The sequence below is a fragment of the Cohnella luojiensis genome (genome assembly GCF_004564235.1).
Classification (GTDB): Bacteria; Bacillota; Bacilli; order Paenibacillales; family Paenibacillaceae; genus Cohnella; species Cohnella luojiensis.
This window is the reverse complement of the sequence record NZ_SOMN01000035.1, coordinates 20,019-38,756: the sequence shown is the minus strand read 5'-3', so window position 1 is coordinate 38,756 and position 18,738 is coordinate 20,019. Positions and strand designations below refer to the sequence as shown.

16 protein-coding genes are annotated in these 18,738 nt (G+C 53.7%); 4 read left to right on the top strand and 12 right to left on the bottom strand.

Features of this window, described 5'->3' with window-relative positions; all coding sequences use genetic code 11:
• Positions 1-4: 4 nt before the first annotated feature.
• The 4 genes from ggt to E2980_RS19550 all read right to left on the bottom strand — a co-directional run bounded on the left by ggt (position 5) and on the right by E2980_RS19550 (position 4,172).
• Positions 5-1,597 carry a gamma-glutamyltransferase gene (gene ggt, locus E2980_RS19565; RefSeq protein WP_135153909.1) on the bottom strand — a complete coding sequence of 531 codons (1,593 nt, stop codon included), beginning with the start codon at positions 1,595-1,597 and terminating at the stop codon, positions 5-7.
• Positions 1,598-1,799: 202 nt separating this feature from the next.
• The gene (locus tag E2980_RS19560; protein WP_135153908.1) at positions 1,800-2,591 is read right to left on the bottom strand and encodes an SDR family oxidoreductase; all 792 of its coding nucleotides are present in this window, start codon (positions 2,589-2,591) and stop codon (positions 1,800-1,802) included.
• A 203-nt stretch (positions 2,592-2,794) separates the two neighbouring features.
• Positions 2,795-3,070 (bottom strand): MoaD/ThiS family protein, encoded by a 276-nt coding sequence (locus tag E2980_RS19555; RefSeq protein WP_135153907.1) that lies wholly within the window; start codon positions 3,068-3,070, stop codon positions 2,795-2,797.
• Entirely contained in the window at positions 3,060-4,172 is a 1,113-nt protein-coding gene (locus E2980_RS19550) for a WD40/YVTN/BNR-like repeat-containing protein (RefSeq protein ID WP_135153906.1), read from the bottom strand. Before E2980_RS19550 ends, E2980_RS19555 begins: the two co-directional genes overlap by 11 nt.
• A 135-nt stretch (positions 4,173-4,307) precedes the next feature.
• Between E2980_RS19550 and E2980_RS19545 the strand changes: the two genes are divergently transcribed.
• The gene (locus E2980_RS19545) at positions 4,308-6,347 is read left to right on the top strand and encodes a molybdopterin-containing oxidoreductase family protein (protein WP_135153905.1); all 2,040 of its coding nucleotides are present in this window, start codon (positions 4,308-4,310) and stop codon (positions 6,345-6,347) included.
• A 64-nt stretch (positions 6,348-6,411) separates the two neighbouring features.
• Here the strand turns inward: E2980_RS19545 and E2980_RS19540 are convergent, their stop codons facing one another.
• Complete coding sequence (locus tag E2980_RS19540) at positions 6,412-7,470, bottom strand: acyl-CoA dehydrogenase family protein (RefSeq protein WP_240703110.1); 1,059 nt, start codon at positions 7,468-7,470, stop codon at positions 6,412-6,414.
• A 108-nt stretch (positions 7,471-7,578) separates the two neighbouring features.
• Between E2980_RS19540 and E2980_RS19535 the strand changes: the two genes are divergently transcribed.
• Both E2980_RS19535 and E2980_RS19530 read left to right on the top strand, forming a co-directional pair.
• On the top strand, positions 7,579-8,682 hold the full coding sequence (locus E2980_RS19535) for a carbohydrate kinase (protein ID WP_135153904.1): 1,104 nt from the start codon (positions 7,579-7,581) through the stop codon (positions 8,680-8,682).
• A complete protein-coding gene (locus E2980_RS19530) occupies positions 8,679-9,587 on the top strand; it encodes a pseudouridine-5'-phosphate glycosidase (protein WP_135153903.1) in 909 nt (302 codons plus the stop codon). Before E2980_RS19535 ends, E2980_RS19530 begins: the two co-directional genes overlap by 4 nt.
• A 43-nt stretch (positions 9,588-9,630) precedes the next feature.
• On the opposite strand, the gene infC is transcribed toward E2980_RS19530, so the two are convergent.
• The 7 genes from infC to E2980_RS19490 all read right to left on the bottom strand — a co-directional run bounded on the left by infC (position 9,631) and on the right by E2980_RS19490 (position 17,846).
• Entirely contained in the window at positions 9,631-10,119 is a 489-nt protein-coding gene (gene infC / locus E2980_RS19525) for a translation initiation factor IF-3 (protein WP_135153902.1), read from the bottom strand.
• A 107-nt stretch (positions 10,120-10,226) separates the two neighbouring features.
• The gene (locus E2980_RS19520; protein ID WP_276322353.1) at positions 10,227-10,598 is read right to left on the bottom strand and encodes an SIS domain-containing protein; all 372 of its coding nucleotides are present in this window, start codon (positions 10,596-10,598) and stop codon (positions 10,227-10,229) included.
• A gap of 358 nt (positions 10,599-10,956) precedes the next feature.
• The gene (locus tag E2980_RS19510; RefSeq protein ID WP_135153899.1) at positions 10,957-13,245 is read right to left on the bottom strand and encodes a type IA DNA topoisomerase; all 2,289 of its coding nucleotides are present in this window, start codon (positions 13,243-13,245) and stop codon (positions 10,957-10,959) included.
• A 190-nt stretch (positions 13,246-13,435) separates the two neighbouring features.
• The gene (locus E2980_RS19505; protein ID WP_135153926.1) at positions 13,436-13,795 is read right to left on the bottom strand and encodes a DUF1304 domain-containing protein; all 360 of its coding nucleotides are present in this window, start codon (positions 13,793-13,795) and stop codon (positions 13,436-13,438) included.
• Positions 13,796-13,852: 57 nt separating this feature from the next.
• Entirely contained in the window at positions 13,853-16,162 is a 2,310-nt protein-coding gene (locus E2980_RS19500) for an MMPL family transporter (protein WP_135153898.1), read from the bottom strand.
• A 111-nt stretch (positions 16,163-16,273) separates the two neighbouring features.
• Complete coding sequence (locus E2980_RS19495) at positions 16,274-16,870, bottom strand: TetR/AcrR family transcriptional regulator (protein WP_135153897.1); 597 nt, start codon at positions 16,868-16,870, stop codon at positions 16,274-16,276.
• A 127-nt stretch (positions 16,871-16,997) separates the two neighbouring features.
• Positions 16,998-17,846: an alpha/beta hydrolase gene (locus E2980_RS19490; protein ID WP_135153896.1), complete on the bottom strand. Its 849-nt coding sequence runs from the start codon at positions 17,844-17,846 to the stop codon at positions 16,998-17,000.
• Between the two features lie 210 nt (positions 17,847-18,056).
• On the opposite strand from E2980_RS19490, the gene E2980_RS19485 reads away from it, so the two are divergent.
• The gene (locus E2980_RS19485) at positions 18,057-18,734 is read left to right on the top strand and encodes an SOS response-associated peptidase (RefSeq protein ID WP_135153895.1); all 678 of its coding nucleotides are present in this window, start codon (positions 18,057-18,059) and stop codon (positions 18,732-18,734) included.
• Positions 18,735-18,738: the final 4 nt, after the last annotated feature.

Below are 18,738 nucleotides of genomic sequence, written 5' to 3'. Positions count from 1 at the left end.
GTTTTTACCAGCCTACCGCCATACCGTCTCCCCGCGGATCGGCCGCTCCATTCAAGCAGCCTTTGTCCCGGTCGATCAATATTCCTTGCGCTTGACCCATGATCCAATCCCAATCTCCGACCCGTTCCACGTTATGGCCTTTTTTTCGCAGCATTCGAACCTCCTTTTCGGAAACCCTGCCCTCCACCTTGAGGCTGTCGCTTACTTGCCCCCAAGTCCTGCCATACACCCATCTCGGATTGGCTATCGCTTCTTGGATCGTGCACCCGTAATCCAGCACGCTCGTCATGATCGATAATTGCGTTTGCGGTTGCCCTTCCCCGCCTTGCGTTCCGAATAACAAATACGGCAAACCGTCTTTAAAGACCATAGCGGGCATCAAAGTGTGAAAAGTGAGCTTACCCGGCAACAAGCAATTGATATGTTGGGGATCCAGAGAGAAAAAGGAGCCTCTGTTCTGCATGATTATACCTGTACCGCCCGGCATATAGCAGGAGCCGAAATCGAAATACAGGCTTTGAATAAAAGACACTCCATTCCCTTCCTCGTCCACGACGGCGGCGTACGCCGTATCCTGCCCCATGGCCGGAGACAGATGAGCGCCCGCTTTCTCAAACGATATACCCTCAGCAAGATGATTCGCGAACTCTTTGGAAAGCAAGCGGTGCAGCGGGATGTCGGCGAATTCCGGATCCGTTAGATAGAGGTCGCGTTGGAGAAACGCCTTTTTGACGACTTCCGTCATCAGATGATAGTAATCGGCGGAATGACGGGAAATCGCGCCAAGATCGTGCCGCTCCAACATATTCATCATCATGAGCGCGGTGAATCCCTGAGAGTTGGGAGGCATCTGATAGATTCGATAATCGCGGTATTCCGTCGAGATCGGTTCCACCCACCGGCCGGCATGAGAGTTGAAATCCGCCTTTCCCAGCAAGCCGTCGTTCCGTTCTGCGTCGGCCACGATCCGCTCCATGATTTCGCCTTGATAGAAGGCATCCCTCCCTCCCTTCTGCAGCAGCCGAAGAGTTTGCGCCATATCGCGCTGAACAAGGGTTTCTCCCGGGAGCGGGATAGCGCCGCCCGGCATAAATACTCGCGCCATCTCCGCGTTCTGTCGAATCAGCTCCTCGTCCCTGCATATCCAATCATAAAGGTTTGGGGAGACGGGAAAGCCCTCATCCGCATATTGGACAGCCGGCGCCAACACTTGCTCCCACGTCAGTTTCCCGTTGACCGACCACACTTCCCACCAAGCGTCCACCATCCCGGGGACCGTTATGGCGCTAAGCGCTCCGCGCAACGGAATAGAGGATAATCCCTTGTTCGCGAAATATGCGACATCGGCGCGGGCAGCCGCTCTGCCCGTGCCGTTGAATCCTATCAATTCTTTTGATTTCGCTTTATAGAGCATGAAGAAAGCATCTCCGCCCACTCCGGTCATATGCGGGTAAACGACCCCGAGCGCCGCGCTGACGGCTACCGCAGCATCGAATGCGTTGCCGCCCTGCTCCAATATCCTCGCGCCCACCATGCTCGCCAAATAATGAGGGGAAGTTACCATTACATGCTGTGTTACCGGCATCGCGTTATTCATTTTCCTTCCCCCTCCTTAACTTGTTCAGTCCGATTATTAACCTAAAGCGCATGGGCGTCAAACCGTTGCTTCGCCTTTTGTTACATATAATAAGATTCCCCCCACGCTTTGTGCATAAATACGTTTCATTCTCGAATTCGGAAAATCGCGCAGCGCAAAGACCGCCTTCCTCTTAGCAGGAAGGCGGTCCGATTCCTAAAGATTAACCGATCAACAGCGACTCCGCTCCGTCAATAAACACTTTCGTGCCCGTGATCAGCGAGGATTGCTGGGATGCCAGGAACAGCACTAGGTCGGCTACTTGCTCCGGCGAGCCGGCATGGTGCTCGAGCGGACTGGAACCTTCGGGATATTCTACCGGAATGGCGGCCTCTTCCGCCTCGGGCGTCCGATTCGTATTTTGACCGATGTTGGTCTTGATTGCCCCGGGGCAAATCGCATTCACGCGTATCCGATATTCGGCCAACTCCAAGGCAGCCATCTGCATAAACGCGACTTGCCCCGCTTTGCTCGTGCTATAAGCGCTCGCTCCGATATTCGAGAAGATTCGGTTACCGTTCACCGAACTTGTGATAATGACGCTCCCCCCTTGCTTTTTGAGAAACGGAATCGCGTATTTCAGCGTTAGGAAGGTTCCTTTCAAGTTAATGTTCATCGTTCGGTCCCAATCTTCCTCGGACAGATCCTCGATCGTCGTCCACGTACCGTTAATGCCCGCGTTTGCGAAGACGATATCGATCCTCTCCCAGCGATCCGCCGCTTTGCTGATCGCCATTCTTACCGACTCCGATTCCGACACGTCCGCTTCTACCGCCATCGCTTCGCCGCCCAGTCTCGCGATTTCTTCCTTCACCATGTTCGCGCGCTCCCTTTCGCGATCAAGCACGCACACTTTGGCTCCATGCTCCGCCAACCGAAGCGCCGCCCCGCGACCAATTCCAGATCCGCCGCCAGTGACGATAGCCACCTTGCCATTGAGTTTTTGTTGGCTCATATCGTTTTCACTCCTCATCGATTTCGTTCATCGAACCATTGTTTCCCCTCCTCCCCTTTTTTACCCGTCTGGGATGGCTTCCGGACGCAATGTTTACACGGGGCATCACCCCCTACATTTTTAGTTGCAAAATATGCATGAAGAAACTCAAAAGCCCCCGATTCCACAAGTTATCGCGGAAACGGGGGCTGTGCCATCTCTTCTTAACCTCCGGAAACCAGCTGCATGACGAAGAGCTTGTCGCCGGGCTGAAGCGGGAGATCAAGGCTATCCAACCAATCGATGTTGTCCTTGTTGTAGCACAGGAGAACGTGTTTCCTCACCTTGCCCGTCTCATCGTAAACATGGCGCTTAAGCAAGGGGTAGTCGGCGAATAAACGGTCTAGCGCTTCCTTTAGCGTATCGGCTTCCAGCGGAAACTTGGCCCTTCCGCCCGTACAATCCGCCAGCAAGCCTGGTACGCCAACCTCAATCCTCATCCTCGGCCTCCAAGATCCATGGTTTAACCGACAGAATACGCGATAGCTGCCCCGGCAACCGCTCCCAGTTCACTCCCCGATCCAAGGAACAGAATAGCTCCCCGGACGTCGTGCCGAAGTAAATGCCGTAAGGATCCATGGAATCGACCGACATGGCGTCGCGAAGCACGCTGACATGCCTTTGCTCCTCGGGAAGAACATCCCCGATCGGCAGCCACGCCGCTTCGTCCCCGCGTCTGCGATAAACGAGCAGCTTGCCGTCCCTCATCGACCGTTGCTCCGAACTCTCTAATGGAATAATGAATAAATCCCCCGTCGGCGATACGCAGAACGGAAATCCGAACGGCTCGTCCCCTTCTTTCATCGTCAAGCCTTCTTCGAACGGCATCCAATTATCTCCGCCATCCTCGGATTTGAATACCCCGCAATGTTCCTGCATGAAGAGATTATCCGTATTATCCGGATCAGCCACCATCTTATGGATGCAATAGCCTACTTCTTCGAAGGGCTGTCCCGTAGGCACGCGTGCTAGACCGGCATTGCGGGCTTGCCAGGTTTCTCCTCCGTCTTCCGACCGGAACACCCCGACCGCCGACATCGCTACCCATATTCTCTCGGGACGGTTCGGGTCTACGATAATCGTGTGCAAGCACATCCCGCCGGCACCCGGGAACCAACCGGGACGCGAAGGATGACTCGTTAATCCGCTTAGTTCCTTCCAAGTGACCCCGCGATCATGGCTGACGAACAGACCCGCTTCCTCGACTCCCGCATAGAGCGTATCCGGCTGCGACGGCGCTCCCTTCGCTAATTGCCAAATCCGATTCAGCGAGAAGCCGCTTTCCTCGGAATAACGCGGTCCTTCTTCGATCTGCGTCCACGATTCTCCGAAATCATAACTGACGCGAATGGACGGCCCATAAGCGGCATGGGAAGTGCCCGCGAACAGAGCATGTCCGTTGCGACTGTCACCCAGTACGCTATAAGCCTCCCAACCGCTCAAATACGGACCGCTAAGCTTCCAATCTTTCCGTTCTTCATTAGAGGAATAGACAAACACGCCCTTGTTCGTTCCTACCAACAATTTTACTCGCTTGGCCAAGAAATTCCCTCCTGACAGGTTTTCGTTCTTCGTACAAAAGTTCGCTAAAAAGGCAGCGTTTTCCTTTATTTTAAGAATATATTCATGGAATATTTTACGGTATACTGGCTTTATGGAATGGAGTGTGATTGAAGAATGCCAGCAACCGAAACCAAGGTCGTCCGGTCGGTCTGTCCCTTCGACTGTCCCGATACTTGCAGTTTGCATGTGAAAATGGAAGATGGCGTCATAACGTCCATCGACGGCAATTCGGAACACCCGGTTACCCAAGGCGCGATATGCAACAAGGTACGTCATCTGAACGAGCGCGTCTATCATCCCGATAGGCTCATGCATCCCATGCGCAGGGTCGGTCCTAAAGGATCGCTTGCGTTCGAGCGCATCTCCTGGGATGAAGCCTATGATGAAATTACCCGGCGGCTCAAAGATAAAATCACCGAAAAGGGAGCGGAGTCGATCCTCCCTTACAGCTTCTACGGAAACATGGGGATTCTTAACGCCGAAGGCATGGATCGCCGGTTTTTCCACCGTCTGGGCGCAAGCCAGCTGGAGAGAACGATATGCAACGCGGCCGGTTCCGCGGGTTATCGTTATACGATGGGAGCCGCAGCGGGAATCGATCCCGAGGATACCGTACACTCGAAGTACGTCCTCGTGTGGGGCTGCAATCTCGTCTCGACCAACATGCACCAGGTCATGTACTTGACCGAAGCTCGCAAGCGGGGAGCCAAGATCGTGCATATCGACGTTCATCGCAACAGAACCTCCGCATGGGCGGACGAGTTCATCGGGATTCTGCCCGGCACGGACACGGCTCTGGCTCTCGGCATGATGCATGTGCTCATTAAAGAAGGACTTACGGATGCCGAATTCATCGCTAACCATACGAAAGGCTACGATGAGCTTATCGCCCAAGCGGAATCGTATCCTCCGGAGAAGGTCTCGCAGATAACGGGTATCCCCGCGGACGTGATCGTGGGTCTGGCCCGCGAGTACGGCAATGCTTCGCCGTCTTTCATCCGGATCGGCAATGGCTTGCAGCATCACGATAACGGCGGCATGGCCGTCCGCGCCATCGCTTGCTTGCCGGCGTTGACCGGTCAATGGGGTATTCTCGGCGGCGGCGCGATTAAAGGCAACGGTTATTATTCCGCGGTGAACAGCTATAAGCTGGAGCGGCCTGATCTCATGCCCGATCGGAATGTTCGTTCCATCAACATGAACCGTCTGGGAGAAGCTTTGCTTACCGCCGAGCCGTCCGTCGATATTCTATTCGTATACAACAGCAATCCCGCGGTCGTCGCGCCCGACCAGAATCAAGTGCGCCAAGGCTTGATGAGGGATGACCTGTTCACCGTCGTGCATGACTTGTTCCTGACCGACACCTGCCAATACGCGGACTTGGTTCTGCCGGCGACGAGCCACTTCGAGAATCGCGATCTATTCGCTTCATACTGGCACTTATACCTTCAATTGCATGAGCCGATCATCGAACCGATGGGAGAATGCAAATCAAACTTCACTTTGTTCAAGGAGCTAGGCATGCGCATGGGCTTCGAGGCTGAGACGTTCGACATCACGGAGGAGCAGATGATCCGGCAAGCCTTGGACCGCAGCACCCCTTACTTGGACGGTCTCGCTTACGAGGATCTGGAGCGGGACGGTTGGGCGAAAATGAAGCTGAACAAGCCTTCGATGTTCCCGGATAAGATTCCGACGCCTTCCGGCAAAATCGAGTTTTATTCCGCAGCCATGCTGAAAGCCGGACTCCCTCCCGTACCGGAATACGTTCCGATTCACGAGCCGGAGGAGCTTCCCTTCCTGCTCGTAACTGGGCCGAATCATAGCTTCATCAATTCGACCTTCGGCAATCAGGACCGGCTGAAGCGGCTCGAGAAGCAGCCGACCGCGGACATGAACGCCGAAGACGCCGCCTCTCACAGGCTGCAGAACGGAGACAAGGTTCGGATATGGAACGAGCGAGGGGAATGCCGCATCGCCGTGAAGGTTGCGAACAACGTCTTGCCGGGCGTGCTCGTAACCCAGGGGTTATGGTGGGAACATGGCAACGAGGGGGTTCAGGCCGTCAATTCGCTGACGTCCCAGCGTCTCTCCGATATGGGAGGCGGGGCAACCTTCTTCTCGACGCGGGTGGACATGGAGAAAATAGAATAAGTAAAGGCCGCCCGGGGAGCAAATCCTCGGGCGGCCTTCGTTTATCCCCATTTTACAATTCCCTCTAGGGTACCAGTACCGTATGCTGGGTGACCGTATGGAGGTCCCGCCATATCCGGTTCATCGGGTTATCCTCCATCAGAACCGCCATGCCGAGCAACGGAAAAATCGCATGCGCATATGCTAATGTGCTTATGGCTATCCTTTGGCTGCTTTCGCCGACCTCGCGTTGCTGCTGCTCATCCATCGCTCCGCTTCTCTCGAAATCCGCCCAAGTCCGCTCCACCGTTTCATAGAACTGTTTTGCTACGGCATCCAATGACGTTTCATGCTCCTCGAGAACGCTAATCAACGCCTCTAATCGCTGGGGACGAGCGATTGCCCAATCGGCCTGCCTTGCCATGGCGAAAGAACGGGCTTCTTCCAGGAAGTGACGGCAGATGCCGAGACTTACCGCAGCGAAAGAGGTTTGGGCGAAAGGGAGGAAAGGATATCGGAAAATGGGGTCGTCATAGTGAGGCGTGCTCATAATATCGAATGTGCGCTCAGAGGGGACGAAGGCTTCCTGCACCCTGATCGAGTGGCTTTCGGTTGCTTTTAATCCGAAAGCGTTCCAATCCCGAATGATCTCCACTTGCTCGGGCAGGAAAGCGAAGGAGCGAACCTCAGGTTCCTCGCCCGGCTCGGCTCCTATTCTGCAATTCGCGGTGAACAGGCTGGCATAGGTCGAACCGCTGCAATACTTCCATTGCCCGCTAACGATATATCCGCCATCGACCGAAAGAGCGATCCCGTTCGCATGGCCGCTTCCCGCAACGACGGCTCTATCATGTCCGAACAACAGCTTGGATTGCTCTGGAGGAAGCGTCGCCGAGAAAAACCCTCCGCCCGAACCGATGGTAACGAGCCATCCGAAGCTCCCGTCGATCCAGGAAGCGCGCTCGAACACGCGCAGCGCTTCGGGCAGAGGCAGCATAAGGCCGTTTAATTCCTTTGGCACGAACAGCTTGAACAGTTTCGCTTCATACATATAGTTCAAAATCTCTTCGGGAAGCTTGCCTTCATTTGCATGCTTATCGGCGACATGGCGTATTTCGGTTATCATACGTTCAGGAATGTTCATGAATAGAACCCTCTTTCTTTATCGTCTAGGACAAAAGTCTACTTGATGGACATTTGTCTATATGTGAGATAAACTATGTAAAGCACTAACCTTAAGGAGGGTCGGGCAATGGATCGCGAACAACAGATATTAGACCTCATACGCCACAATCCTTTTATCTCTCAGAATGAAATCGCGAGCCGAATCGGCATATCGAGGTCCGCCGTAGCCGGCTACATTGCAGCCCTAACCAAAAAAGGCGTCATCCGCGGACGGGCATACGTAACCGCAGATGAGAATACCGTTCTCTGCATCGGAGGCGCGAACCTCGATAGCAAAGCGACAGCCAAGCAGCGGATTCGTTCCGCCTCGTCCAATCCCGCTAACGTCAAGGAATCCTGCGGCGGCGTGGCGCGCAATATCGCGGAGAATCTGGCCCGTCTGAGCTGTACCGTTTCCTTGCTGACCGTAGTCGGCGATGATCAAGCCGGACAGTGGGTGCTGAAGGAAACCGCAAGAACCGGCGTGGATACCAGCTTGTCCAACGTACTGCCTGACGAGAAGACCGGTACGTATACCGCTCTTCTCGACATGAACGGAGAGATGTTCGTGGCCTTCGCGAACATGGACATCTACGATAAACTCTCCGCGCGATTGCTCCAGGAGAAATGGTCGCATATCGCGGCGTCGAAGCTTGTGATCGCGGATACGAACTTGCCAGCCGATGGATTGAGCGAACTCATACGGCTTTGCCGGGACAGCGCGCTACCGTTATTCATCGATCCGGTATCCTCGGAGAAAACGAAGAAGCTGCCTAGCGACCTGCGCGGGGTGACCGCCATTTTCCCCAATCTGGAGGAAGCGATTGAATTAGCCGGCGCAGAGGCTACAGCCTCGGACAAGCCGGACTACGCCGAGTTAGCGCTAGCCATTCATAAACGCGGCGTCCAGCATGTATTCATTACGGCGGGCGAGCAAGGCGTCGTGTACTCCGGAGACGAAAGCGCTGCCGTTCTCTACCCTTCGGTTCCGACCGACGTAGTCGAGGTCACGGGCGCGGGAGATGCGTTCGTCGCCGGTGTGGCCTATGGCATACTGCATGATTTTAACTACCCCGATGCGTGTCGGCTTGGGTTAGCGGCAGCCCATCTAACGCTTCAGACGAACGAGTCCGTATCCGCGCAATTAAACGAACGGATACTCCAACAAACAGCCAAGGAGAGATTATCATGAACAACTACCTTACTTTTACGGATGAAGTGCAAGATGCACTGGTCCAAAACAAACCGATCGTTGCGTTGGAAACTACGATCATATCCCATGGCATGCCTTATCCGCAAAATATAGAGATGGCTCGCAAGGTCGAGCAGATCATTCGCGACAACGGAGCGGTTCCCGCTACGATCGGCATTCTGGACGGACGTATCAAGATCGGCCTGAACGAACAAGAACTGGAAGCCTTCGCGACGACGAAAAATGTGGAGAAAGTAAGCCGACGCGACTTCCCTTATATACTAGCCTCCGGCAAAATCGGAGCGACGACGGTAGCCGCTACGATGATCGGCGCCGCATTGGCCGGCATAGAAGTATTCGCGACGGGCGGAATCGGCGGCGTTCACCGCGAGGGAGAAACGACGATGGACATTTCCGCCGATTTAACCGAATTGGCCCGGACGAACGTTGCCGTCGTCTGCGCTGGCGCCAAGTCCATTCTAGACATCGGCCGAACGCTGGAGTTCTTGGAAACCCACGGCGTGCCGGTCGTCGGTTACAAAACCGACGAGTTCCCTTCTTTCTATGCAAGGGAGAGCGGTTATGGCGTTGATTTCCGCCTCGACGAGCCTGCTCAAGTCGCCAATGTTTTGAGAAAGAAATGGGAACTGGGGCTAGACGGCGGAGCAGTCATCGCTAATCCGGTTCCTGCTGAATCCGCGCTGCGGCAACAAGATATCGAAGGGGTGATTCAACAAGCGCTCGCCGAAGCCAAGGATCAGCAGATCACGGGCAAGAAGGTGACTCCGTTCTTATTAGCTCGCATTAAAGAACTAACGGACGGCAGAAGCTTGGAAACGAATATTGCCCTCGTGTACCATAATGCTCAAGTGGCAGCTCAGATTGCCGTCGCTCTTAAAGCTTAATTCAAAAATAGCGCATATAGACAAGCGGCAGTCGGGCTTCTATTCACAACGGAACGACCCGAACGGCCGCTTGTTTGCCGCTAAGCTGGATTCCCGTCTCCTTTTTACCGCCCGCAGCCAGATCCTTCAGCAAGCGCTCCAGCAATTCCTTCGCTTTCGGTCCCTCTTTGCCTTGAATTTTAACGACCAATTGAACCGCGTTGCCCGAGGCGAGCAGCTTCTCGGCTTGCCGCTGCTTCGTCTCGTAATCATGCTCCTCTATACTCGCCGTAAGCCTGATCTCTTTCACCTTCAGCTGTAGATCCTTCTTCCGCGCGTCTTGCTTCTCCTTCGCCGCTTCCTGCTTGGCCGCGCCCCGCGATACTAGCTTGCATGGGGGAGGGCTGCTGAACAGGGAAGTACAGACGAGATCGACCTTCAGCTTGCGTGCCATGGCCAAAGCTTCGTCTCTCGAAACAACTCCCAGATCCTCTCCGTTAACTCCCGTCAACAGGACCTCGGATGCCTTTATTTTTTCGTTTAGAATGAGCATGGTTTATAAGTACCTCCTTAGTAACGTACATTAGCAAGAATACCTAATAACAACATAATAACAAAAAACCCGATCCATCAGGGATCAGGTTCGACAGGTTTGAAGCTTTAATATCGGTCTACCACTTTGGATATATAGCGAAAGTCGTCGACATCGGCGCCTTTGAGCGAAGTGGTTTTTTCCGCCAACAGCAAAATCGGAAGCACCGCGACGATCTGGGAAAGAATCGCGTCTGCCTGTTCGGGCAATATCAATATCCGCTTTTCGGTAATCCCCGGCAACGATACGCTCCGATCAGTAATGAAATACACTTCCGCTTGCAAGGAGGCCAAATGCTCTGCGTGTTTCAGCGATTCCTCCCTGTCTTCGGCCGTTGCGATGACCACGATCAGGAGTCCTTCCCGCACTACTTCGATATTGCCGTGCCGGAATTCCGACAATGTCATCCCTTCCGCGTGCTGGAACGTTTTTTCTTTTATAACGAGCGGCGGGCGGAGTTAGCAAACTTTCTTTACTATCTCGGCTCGATTCGACTGCGGCGGGCCGAGTTAGCAAACTTTCTTTACTATCTCGGCTCGATTCGACTGCGGCGGGCTGAGTTAGCAAATATTCTTTACTATCTTGGCTCGATTCGACTGCGGCGGGCTGAGTTAGCAAACTTTCTTTACTATCTCGGCTCGATTCGACTGCGGCGGGAGGAGTTAGCAAACTTTCTTTACTATCTTGGCTCCATTTTCCAGCGTGTTCCTTAGTTTGGTAAGGTTTTGTTACTGATAGGTTAAAAAAAACACCCGCTGCTCGGGCTCAGTTATGATCCGGAACAGGCAGGGTGTCTTTTTAAATCGTTTCCAATGATAGCTCTCCCGTGGCCGGGTTCTTCAGCACGATTCGCGCCTCGAAGGCTTCCTCGTCGGCTTTATCGAATTTCAGCTTAGCCGTCTTTCCCTTCTCTACCAGCGCTTTAACCATCGTATCGGTCAACGTGCGGTCGAAGCTTTCCTTCCAGATAACGAAGCCGCAGCCGGTCTTGTAATTGCTGCAGCCATAGCCTTTGCGGCCCATGAAGATGTGACCGCCGCAGCCTGGATTCGGACATATTCCGATCGTGCCGGGTTGCGCCGAGGAACTCGCGGGTGCGGATTTGGCCGAAGCGGGAGTCGCCTTGGTTTTCTTCGGTGCAGCCGATCCCGCGGATTCCCCTTCCGACGTTGGCTTCTTCTTGCCTTTTGCTTCCTTTGCCGGAGGCTCGGGTCTCGCGAAAGCATTCTTGGCGGCTGGCCGCTGAAGCTTAACCTTATCGATAATTTGCCACGTGAATTTCTTTACGTTGCCCATAAAAGCATCCGCGGAAGCTTGTCCGCGCGAAATCTCCGTTAGTCTCCGCTCCCAATGCCCGGTCATCTCAGGCGAGGTGAGCAGCTCGACTCCGGCTCCGCGGATGAGCTCGATCGCGGTCCGTCCTTTAGGAGTGATCACGATTCTCTTACCCTGCATGTCGATGTAACCGACCTGCTTCAGCCGTTCGATCGTTGCCGCCCGGGTGGCCGGCGTTCCCAGCCCCGAGTCCTTCATCGCATCGCGAAGCTCCTCGTCCTCGATTTGTTTGCCCGCGCTTTCCATCGCTTTAAGCAACGTACCTTCCGTAAAATGCTTCGGAGGCTGCGTTTCCTTAGCTTTAACCTCGACGTCGCTGCAAACGACGGGCAGCCGCGGATCGATCTCGAACGGAGCATCCGTCTCCTGCTCCTCCTCCTCGGCCGATCCCGCTCCATCCTCTTTGCCGCCGTCTTTTCCGCTGCCGTTGTCCTTGCCCGACTTGGCTTGATCCGCGTAAATGACTTTCCAGCCTAAGCTAAGCAATTGCTTCACCGTCGTCTTGAAGCTTTCCTTTTCCACTTCGGTCATAACCGTATGGACTTTATATTCCGCTGCCGGATAGAAATGGGACAGGAATCTTTTTACGATCAGATCATAGAGCTTCCGCTCGTCGGGACTTAATCCTTGAGGCTTCTTCATCGTTGGCATGATGGCATGATGATCTTCGACTTTAGCCGGATTGCAGACGTTCTTGTTATTCGTATGTACAAGCTTCTTATTCGCGTCCTTCACGAATTCTCCGTAATCGGAAGAACTCCGCAAGGAATCCAGAATCTTGTGCATCTCCGGAATGTTCTGCTCGTTGACGTAGTTGGAGTTCGTACGCGGGTAAGAAATGACCTTATGCTTCTCGTAGAGCGCCTGCGCCGTGTCCAACGTTTTCTTGGCGGAGAAGCTGAACTTCCCGTTCGCTTCCCTTTGGAGCAGCGTCAAGTCGTAAAGCTTAAAGGGATACTCCTTCGTATCCTTGACCTCATAGCTTGCGATCGTGCCCGTCTTGCCCTTCACCTTGGCTGCGATCGCTTCGGCTTTCTCGGGATCCGTAAGCCTGTCTCCTTGCCAAATTCCTCTATAGTCGGTCGCCTGTTGCGTGAACAAGCCCGTAATGTCGTAAAATTTCAAAGAATCGAAAGCTTCGATCTGTTTCTGGCGATCGTATATGAGGGCGAGAACGGGCGTCTGCACCCGGCCGACGGACAACAGCTCGTTGTGCTTCGTCGTGAATGCGCGGGAGCCGTTCATTCCGATCAGCCAATCCGCTTCGCTTCGTACGCGCGCAGCCTGCGTCAGATTCTCGTACTCGGTATTATCCTTCAATTGGTCGAAGCCCTTGCGAATCGTCTCCGCCGTCAAGTCTGAAATCCATAGACGCTTGACCGGTTGCTTCAGATGGAGATGCCTTACGATGAGCGAAAATATATGCTGCCCTTCCCGCCCGGCATCGCAAGCGTTTACGAGCGCGCCGCTCCTTGCCGCGAGTTCTTCGATCACTTGAAGCTGATCCTTCGTCCGCGGATTGGGGAGCAGCTTGAAATCTTCGGGGATGATCGGCAGATCGCCGAATCGCCATTTTTTATATTTGTCATCGTAGAGGTCCGGCTCCGCCAACCCGATGAGATGGCCGATCGCCCAGGTGATGATATAATTTTCTCCTTCTAAATAGGAGCGTTTATTTTGAGCTTTGGGCTCGATGACGGCGGCGATGTTGCGGCCCATGTCCGGCTTTTCCGCTATGACCAACGTCTTCAAAGGGGTCGTTCCTCTCCGCGTGGGATTACAAGATTTTTGTCTCATTATATCATATGTCCCTTAAAGGGCGGGAACCGTTATGTCCCAGGTTCAGAGAATCGATCTCCGAATCCGGCCAACAAAAAACAGTACAACCGTCAATAGGCTGTACTGTTTGATAGGTTTTACTGTTAATAGGTTTTACGATCCGTTACCAAGCAAGCATGACGGCAATCCAAGCCGCGACGGCCGGAATACCTTGCGCGAAGAGGATCGACCTCTTCACGGTCCAGCCTCCATAGAGGGCGGCGATCAGGACGCAGACGAGGAAGAACGTCTGAATCTGATACCCGGTGGAAGCGTTGGGGTGAAGCAACCCCCATACCAGTCCCGCAGCCAAGAATCCGTTATACAATCCCTGGTTGGCCGCGAGCGTCTTGGATTCCCTGGCGAAGCTTGTGGACGTGCCGAACCTTTTCCGAATGCCGGGAGAAGTCCATAGGAACATCTCCATGAGCAGAATGTATACATGCTCCAAAGCGACAAGCCCCACCAGAATCGCAGCTATCACCACCGGGCAGCCTCCCCTTCACATTTGCTCAGCCTAGTTGAGTATTTCCCCTACTCTTTATTTATTCGTGACGGGGATGGAATTATCACTGCGTTTTCGCGTATTCGGCAGCTCCGGCTTCCTGCGTCCGGGGAACCACCAACTCGCCCGTCCGAGCAGCTTCATCGTAACCGGAACGAGCAGCATCCGGATGACCGTGGAATCCAGCGCGATTGCTACGGCCATGCCGAAACCGAGCATCTGTATCGGAAGCACGCCCGAGAAAGCGAATCCGGCGAAAACGGCAATCATCAATACGGCCGCGCCGGTAATGAGAGGACCGGTCTTCTCCATGCCCTCGGCAATGCTGTCTTCGTGCGCTCCGGTCCGATCATGCTCTTCCTTCACCCGGCTCACGAGAAACACTTCATAGTCCGTGCTCAGTCCGAACAGCAACGCGAGCAGCAGCACCGGAACGAAGTGGATGACGTAACCGTTCGATTCCGCGTTGAAGATTTCGGAGCCGTAGCCGAGCGCGAACACGAACACCAAGATCCCGTAAGTCGCGGCGACCGAGAACAGATTCAAGATAATCGCTTTAAGCGGCAGCAACAGACTTCTAAAGGTAAAGATCAGGATGAGGAAAATAAGTACAAGCATGATCCCCAGAGCCGGAAGCAGGCTGTCGCTAATCGCTTGGGACGTTTCCATGCCGTTCATCGTTTCCCCGCCGATACTGAAGGAGGTTCCTTCCGGCAGAGCGAACCCGGGCAACACTATATCTCGCAAACTCTTCACGACTTCCCTGCCCGCTTCGCTCGATCCGTATTGATCGAGCTCGACCTCCAGCAAGGCGGTATGACGATCCTTGCTCACATAGCGGTTTACCATGAAATCGACGTCGACGGGTAAGGCGCTGCCGCTCCCATTCAATAAGCCGGAGACGATACCCGAATCCATGCCGGGAAAAAAGGATGCGACGGATGTCACGTTCGATATATGCTCTTGTTTGCCAAGCTCCGCATGGAGCTCGGCAATCTTCGTGAGCGCTTCCGGAGCGCTTAGGTCGCTGTTCTGGTTACGCAGCACGATGCTGATCTGATTCGTCGCGCCGATTCCGAAAGATTCCTCCATGAGGGCAAAGCCCTGGCGAACCGACGTATCGGCGGGAAGCGTGCGGATATCGGGGGAATCGAGCTTCAAGTTGAGAGCGGGAGAAGCGAATGCGCCCAATGCGAGTAAAGTAAGGACGAGGAACAATATCGGGCGTCGCATAATTGCTTTCGTCCATCTTTTCCAGCCGCTTGTTCGAGTGCTAGCGCGTGGCCGCAGAAAAGGAATACTGCCTTTATTGATACGAAGACCAAGGATGACGAGCACGGCAGGCAACAGCGTCAAGCTAGCCAGCCCTGCCACGAACACGACGACGATGCCGCCGAACGCGATCGCTTTGATCGCATCGATCGGAACAATGAACAACGCGGAAAGCGCGGCAATGACGGTTAGCGCCGAGAAGAACACGGTATGACCGGCCGTTTCCAGCGTTTTCACGAGCGCGTCCTGCTTTGTGTTACCTTTTATCGCGAGCTCCGACTTAAACCTGCTGACCATGAACAAGGAATAGTCGATTCCGACGCCAAGCCCTAGCATCATAGCCGAATTCGTCACGAATACCGAAAGCTCCACTTCCCGGGCGACCAAGTATACGATCCCCATTGCGACGAGCACCGAGGCAATCGTAACCATAAGCGGGGTAATCGTGGCCATGACCGACCGGAATACGAGCAGAAGAATGATAATGATAAGCGGGAATACGATCATCTCCGCCTTAGCCAGCCCTTCCTGGCTTTGCACGCTGCTCTCGCCCCAGAAGGCCGCTCCTCCTACCAGATAAGCTTCCGCTCCAAGGCTCTCGGCCTGCTCGACTACGCGTTCCTGGTAATCGGGCACTTTATTAATGACGAAATCCAATTTCATGTCCATATCCACGAAAGCGATGCTTAGATTAGGATCCTTTCCGACTAGCCCAGAACCGATCCCCTCGGAGGCGTTCAGGATGCTGAATACGCCGGACACGCCTTCTTCGGCCTTAAGCCGATCGACGATCTTCCCTAGCTTGTCGTTATATTCCGGCGAACCCGCCGCATGCTCCGGATCCTTCAGGACAAGCGTCATGGAGCTCTCCGACCTGCCGTCGAACTCGGTCGCCAACAGCTTGCCCGCGGTTAGCGACTGCGATCCGGGTACATCCCATCCGCCCCCGCTTAGCAGAGGCGTTAATTTGCCGAAGGCAAATCCTCCGAACAGAGCGATTACGATCCAAAACGCTACGATTACCCATCTTACCTTGTACAGCGCCTTTCCCCATCCGCGTAATAACCCGTGCATTCCTCTCCACCGTCTTTCTCTGTTTAGTTGTTCTTTTTACTCGCATGAATGATATATGCAATTTATTGTTTGATCATTCAAACAACGAACGTTAAAAAGAAAGAGCCGTGATCACGTTTCTCTCTTTTCGTTTAACCGTTCATAATACGCGCCGAGCATCTCGGCAAGCATCGCGTACGCTTCGTCGTACTTGAAATCCGGATCCGCGACCTTCTGCAGCCCGAGACCCTCGATAATCGAATACAGAAGAGATGAGAATACATCTGCCTGTTCCTTAGGGAATCCCGCGATCTCTCCGACCGTATCGCCGATATACCTGCGCTTCGTAGCCAACATTTCCTTCAATGTCTCGCGAGCCGCCTCGTTCCTGAGCCCGATCGCGGACAGCTCATAACGAAGACGGAACCATTCCGGTTCTTCGAGCGCCCTGCTCTTGGGATACTCGAGTAACCTAGCGATGCCGGATAACGTTAGAGGCTGGCCGTCCAGCTCGATTAGTTCTTCGAAGGACTCGCAATATTTTCGCGTTTCCCTGCGGAATACTTCGGCGAACAGCAGGTCCTTGCTCGGGAAGTAATAGTTGATAAGCCCTTGCGCCACGCCGGCCGTGATCGCGATTTCTTTGGTCGAGGCCTTATCGTAGCCCTTCTCCGATAATACGTCATAAGCGGCCGCTATTATTCTGTCTCTTTTGTCTGCGTCGGTCATCGGCACACACCTTGTTTCGTATTTTAATGAAATGCAGATTTATTAATAAGTTGAATGAACGTTCAAACAAAAAAATAACATACTAACTCCTAGTATGCAAGTCTGAATCTGAATCTATAACGCGAGCTTATAACGTCCCGAACCAAGTTTCCACTTCCCGGAACGTTCCAACGTTCGATAAAATGCCGTCGTGGTCTGCGTCGAGTATAGTTGCAACCTTTGCTTGGTTATGCTCGGCGAACAGCGGCGCGTATTGTCCGGGAATAAAAACCTCTTCCTTCTCGCCTACCAACACGAGGGTCGGTTGGTTCATTGCCTGCAAGTAACGCTCGTATTTTGCTTTCGTCGTTCTGGACATCAGCAGCCGATAGCTGACTTCCAAGGTCTCGCGGCCGTGCCTGAGTGCCAGCGGCTTGTCGTTGCGCATGACAATCCAATTGTTTAGAAAACGAATGCCAACCGCGTTAAGTATGGTGAGAAAGGCGATCTTGGAGAAATTAATCCGAATCGTGCTCCAAGGGTCCTTCTTGTGGTTAATCGGCGCGTTCGGGTGAATAGACGGGGTCAACAACAGGAATCCTCCGATATCCTTCGCTAGCCGTCGGTGGGTAGCCAATCGGATCGCGTTCGCTCCCCCGCCCGAATGACCGGCGATAATCAGCTTAGGCGGAGAAGAAACGCTCGACCGGATCCATTTCGTTAAATCCTCTATATCGTCATCGTACTGGCCGATATATTCCACGTCGCCCCTGCGAATCGGATGCATGCCGTAGCCTCGTAAATCAGGCACGATCACCTGCGCCAGCCCTCGCTTCGATATAAATTCCGCCAGCGGCCGAAGGTAGTGCCCATCTTCCGAAATCCCGTGCAGCAGAATGACGATTTTATTTGAATCCGCCGGATAATGGCGGTAGCATAACGATCTTCCATCCCTAGCATTATAGGTTTGAATCGAGGGCAAATCTCTGTCCGGCATGATGGGCCTCCAACGGTAACATTCTACGCACACTCCGCGCGACTAGCGATTTATTCTTTTGAAAACGCTATTCAGAGTTTATCATACCACACCCCCTGCTTCGCGTCCCATTAAATTTAGGTCTATAGCCTCACTGATTACGGGCAGCCTTTTTTTGTGTTTTGAATCCCGCCGAGTTGACCGTATACTGAAAGTAGGAGGGGACGAGCGATGTGCGGAAGATATACGATCGTGGTTTCCATGGAAGAGCTGATGCTAAGGTATTTAAGCGAGTTGCCAACCAACCGGTATTCGCCCCGCTACAACGTGGCTCCCATGCAGAACGTGACAGCGGTGATTCATGACGGAGAAAAGAACAAACTCGGAGAACTAAGATGGGGGTTGGTTCCTTCTTGGGCATCGGATGAGAAAATAGGAAGTAAAATGATCAACGCGCGCGCGGAAACAATCCTGGAGAAAGCCTCCTTCAAGAACCTGATCCGCCGCAAGCGCGCGATCATCCCGGCCGACGGATTCTACGAATGGAAGCAGCACGGGGGCAAGAAGCAGCCGATGCGCATTACGATGAGGGACGGGGCCATTTTCTCCATGGCCGCGCTATATGATTCATGGATGGCGCCCGACGGGCGAAAATTAAGCACGTTCACGATTATAACGACTACGCCGAACAGCCTAATGGCCGACATCCATGACCGGATGCCGGTGATTTTACAGCCAGAGGACGAGGCATCGTGGCTGAATCGGGACAATGACGACGTCAAGCAGCTAACGGGCTTGCTTCGCCCTTACTCCGCCGAAGCGATGAAGGCGTACCCGGTTTCGCCCATCGTAGGCAACGTAAAGAACGATACGCCGGAATGCATCGAGGAGCAGATGGTGTTGTTTTAATAAG

Coding starts and splice junctions, on each gene's coding strand:
- ggt (WP_135153909.1), bottom strand. CDS start 1,597: ATGAATAACGCGATGCCGGTAACACAGCATGTAATGGTAACTTCCCCT.
- infC (WP_135153902.1), bottom strand. CDS start 10,119: ATGCTCATTCTAAACGAAAAAATAAAGGCATCCGAGGTCCTGTTGACG.
- E2980_RS19540 (WP_240703110.1), bottom strand. CDS start 7,470: ATGAACATTCCTGAACGTATGATAACCGAAATACGCCATGTCGCCGAT.
- E2980_RS19490 (WP_135153896.1), bottom strand. CDS start 17,846: ATGCCGGACAGAGATTTGCCCTCGATTCAAACCTATAATGCTAGGGAT.
- E2980_RS19560 (WP_135153908.1), bottom strand. CDS start 2,591: ATGAGCCAACAAAAACTCAATGGCAAGGTGGCTATCGTCACTGGCGGC.
- E2980_RS19485 (WP_135153895.1), top strand. CDS start 18,057: ATGTGCGGAAGATATACGATCGTGGTTTCCATGGAAGAGCTGATGCTA.
- E2980_RS19530 (WP_135153903.1), top strand. CDS start 8,679: ATGAACAACTACCTTACTTTTACGGATGAAGTGCAAGATGCACTGGTC.
- E2980_RS19545 (WP_135153905.1), top strand. CDS start 4,308: ATGCCAGCAACCGAAACCAAGGTCGTCCGGTCGGTCTGTCCCTTCGAC.
- E2980_RS19535 (WP_135153904.1), top strand. CDS start 7,579: ATGGATCGCGAACAACAGATATTAGACCTCATACGCCACAATCCTTTT.
- E2980_RS19500 (WP_135153898.1), bottom strand. CDS start 16,162: ATGCACGGGTTATTACGCGGATGGGGAAAGGCGCTGTACAAGGTAAGA.
- E2980_RS19555 (WP_135153907.1), bottom strand. CDS start 3,070: ATGAGGATTGAGGTTGGCGTACCAGGCTTGCTGGCGGATTGTACGGGC.
- E2980_RS19495 (WP_135153897.1), bottom strand. CDS start 16,870: ATGACCGACGCAGACAAAAGAGACAGAATAATAGCGGCCGCTTATGAC.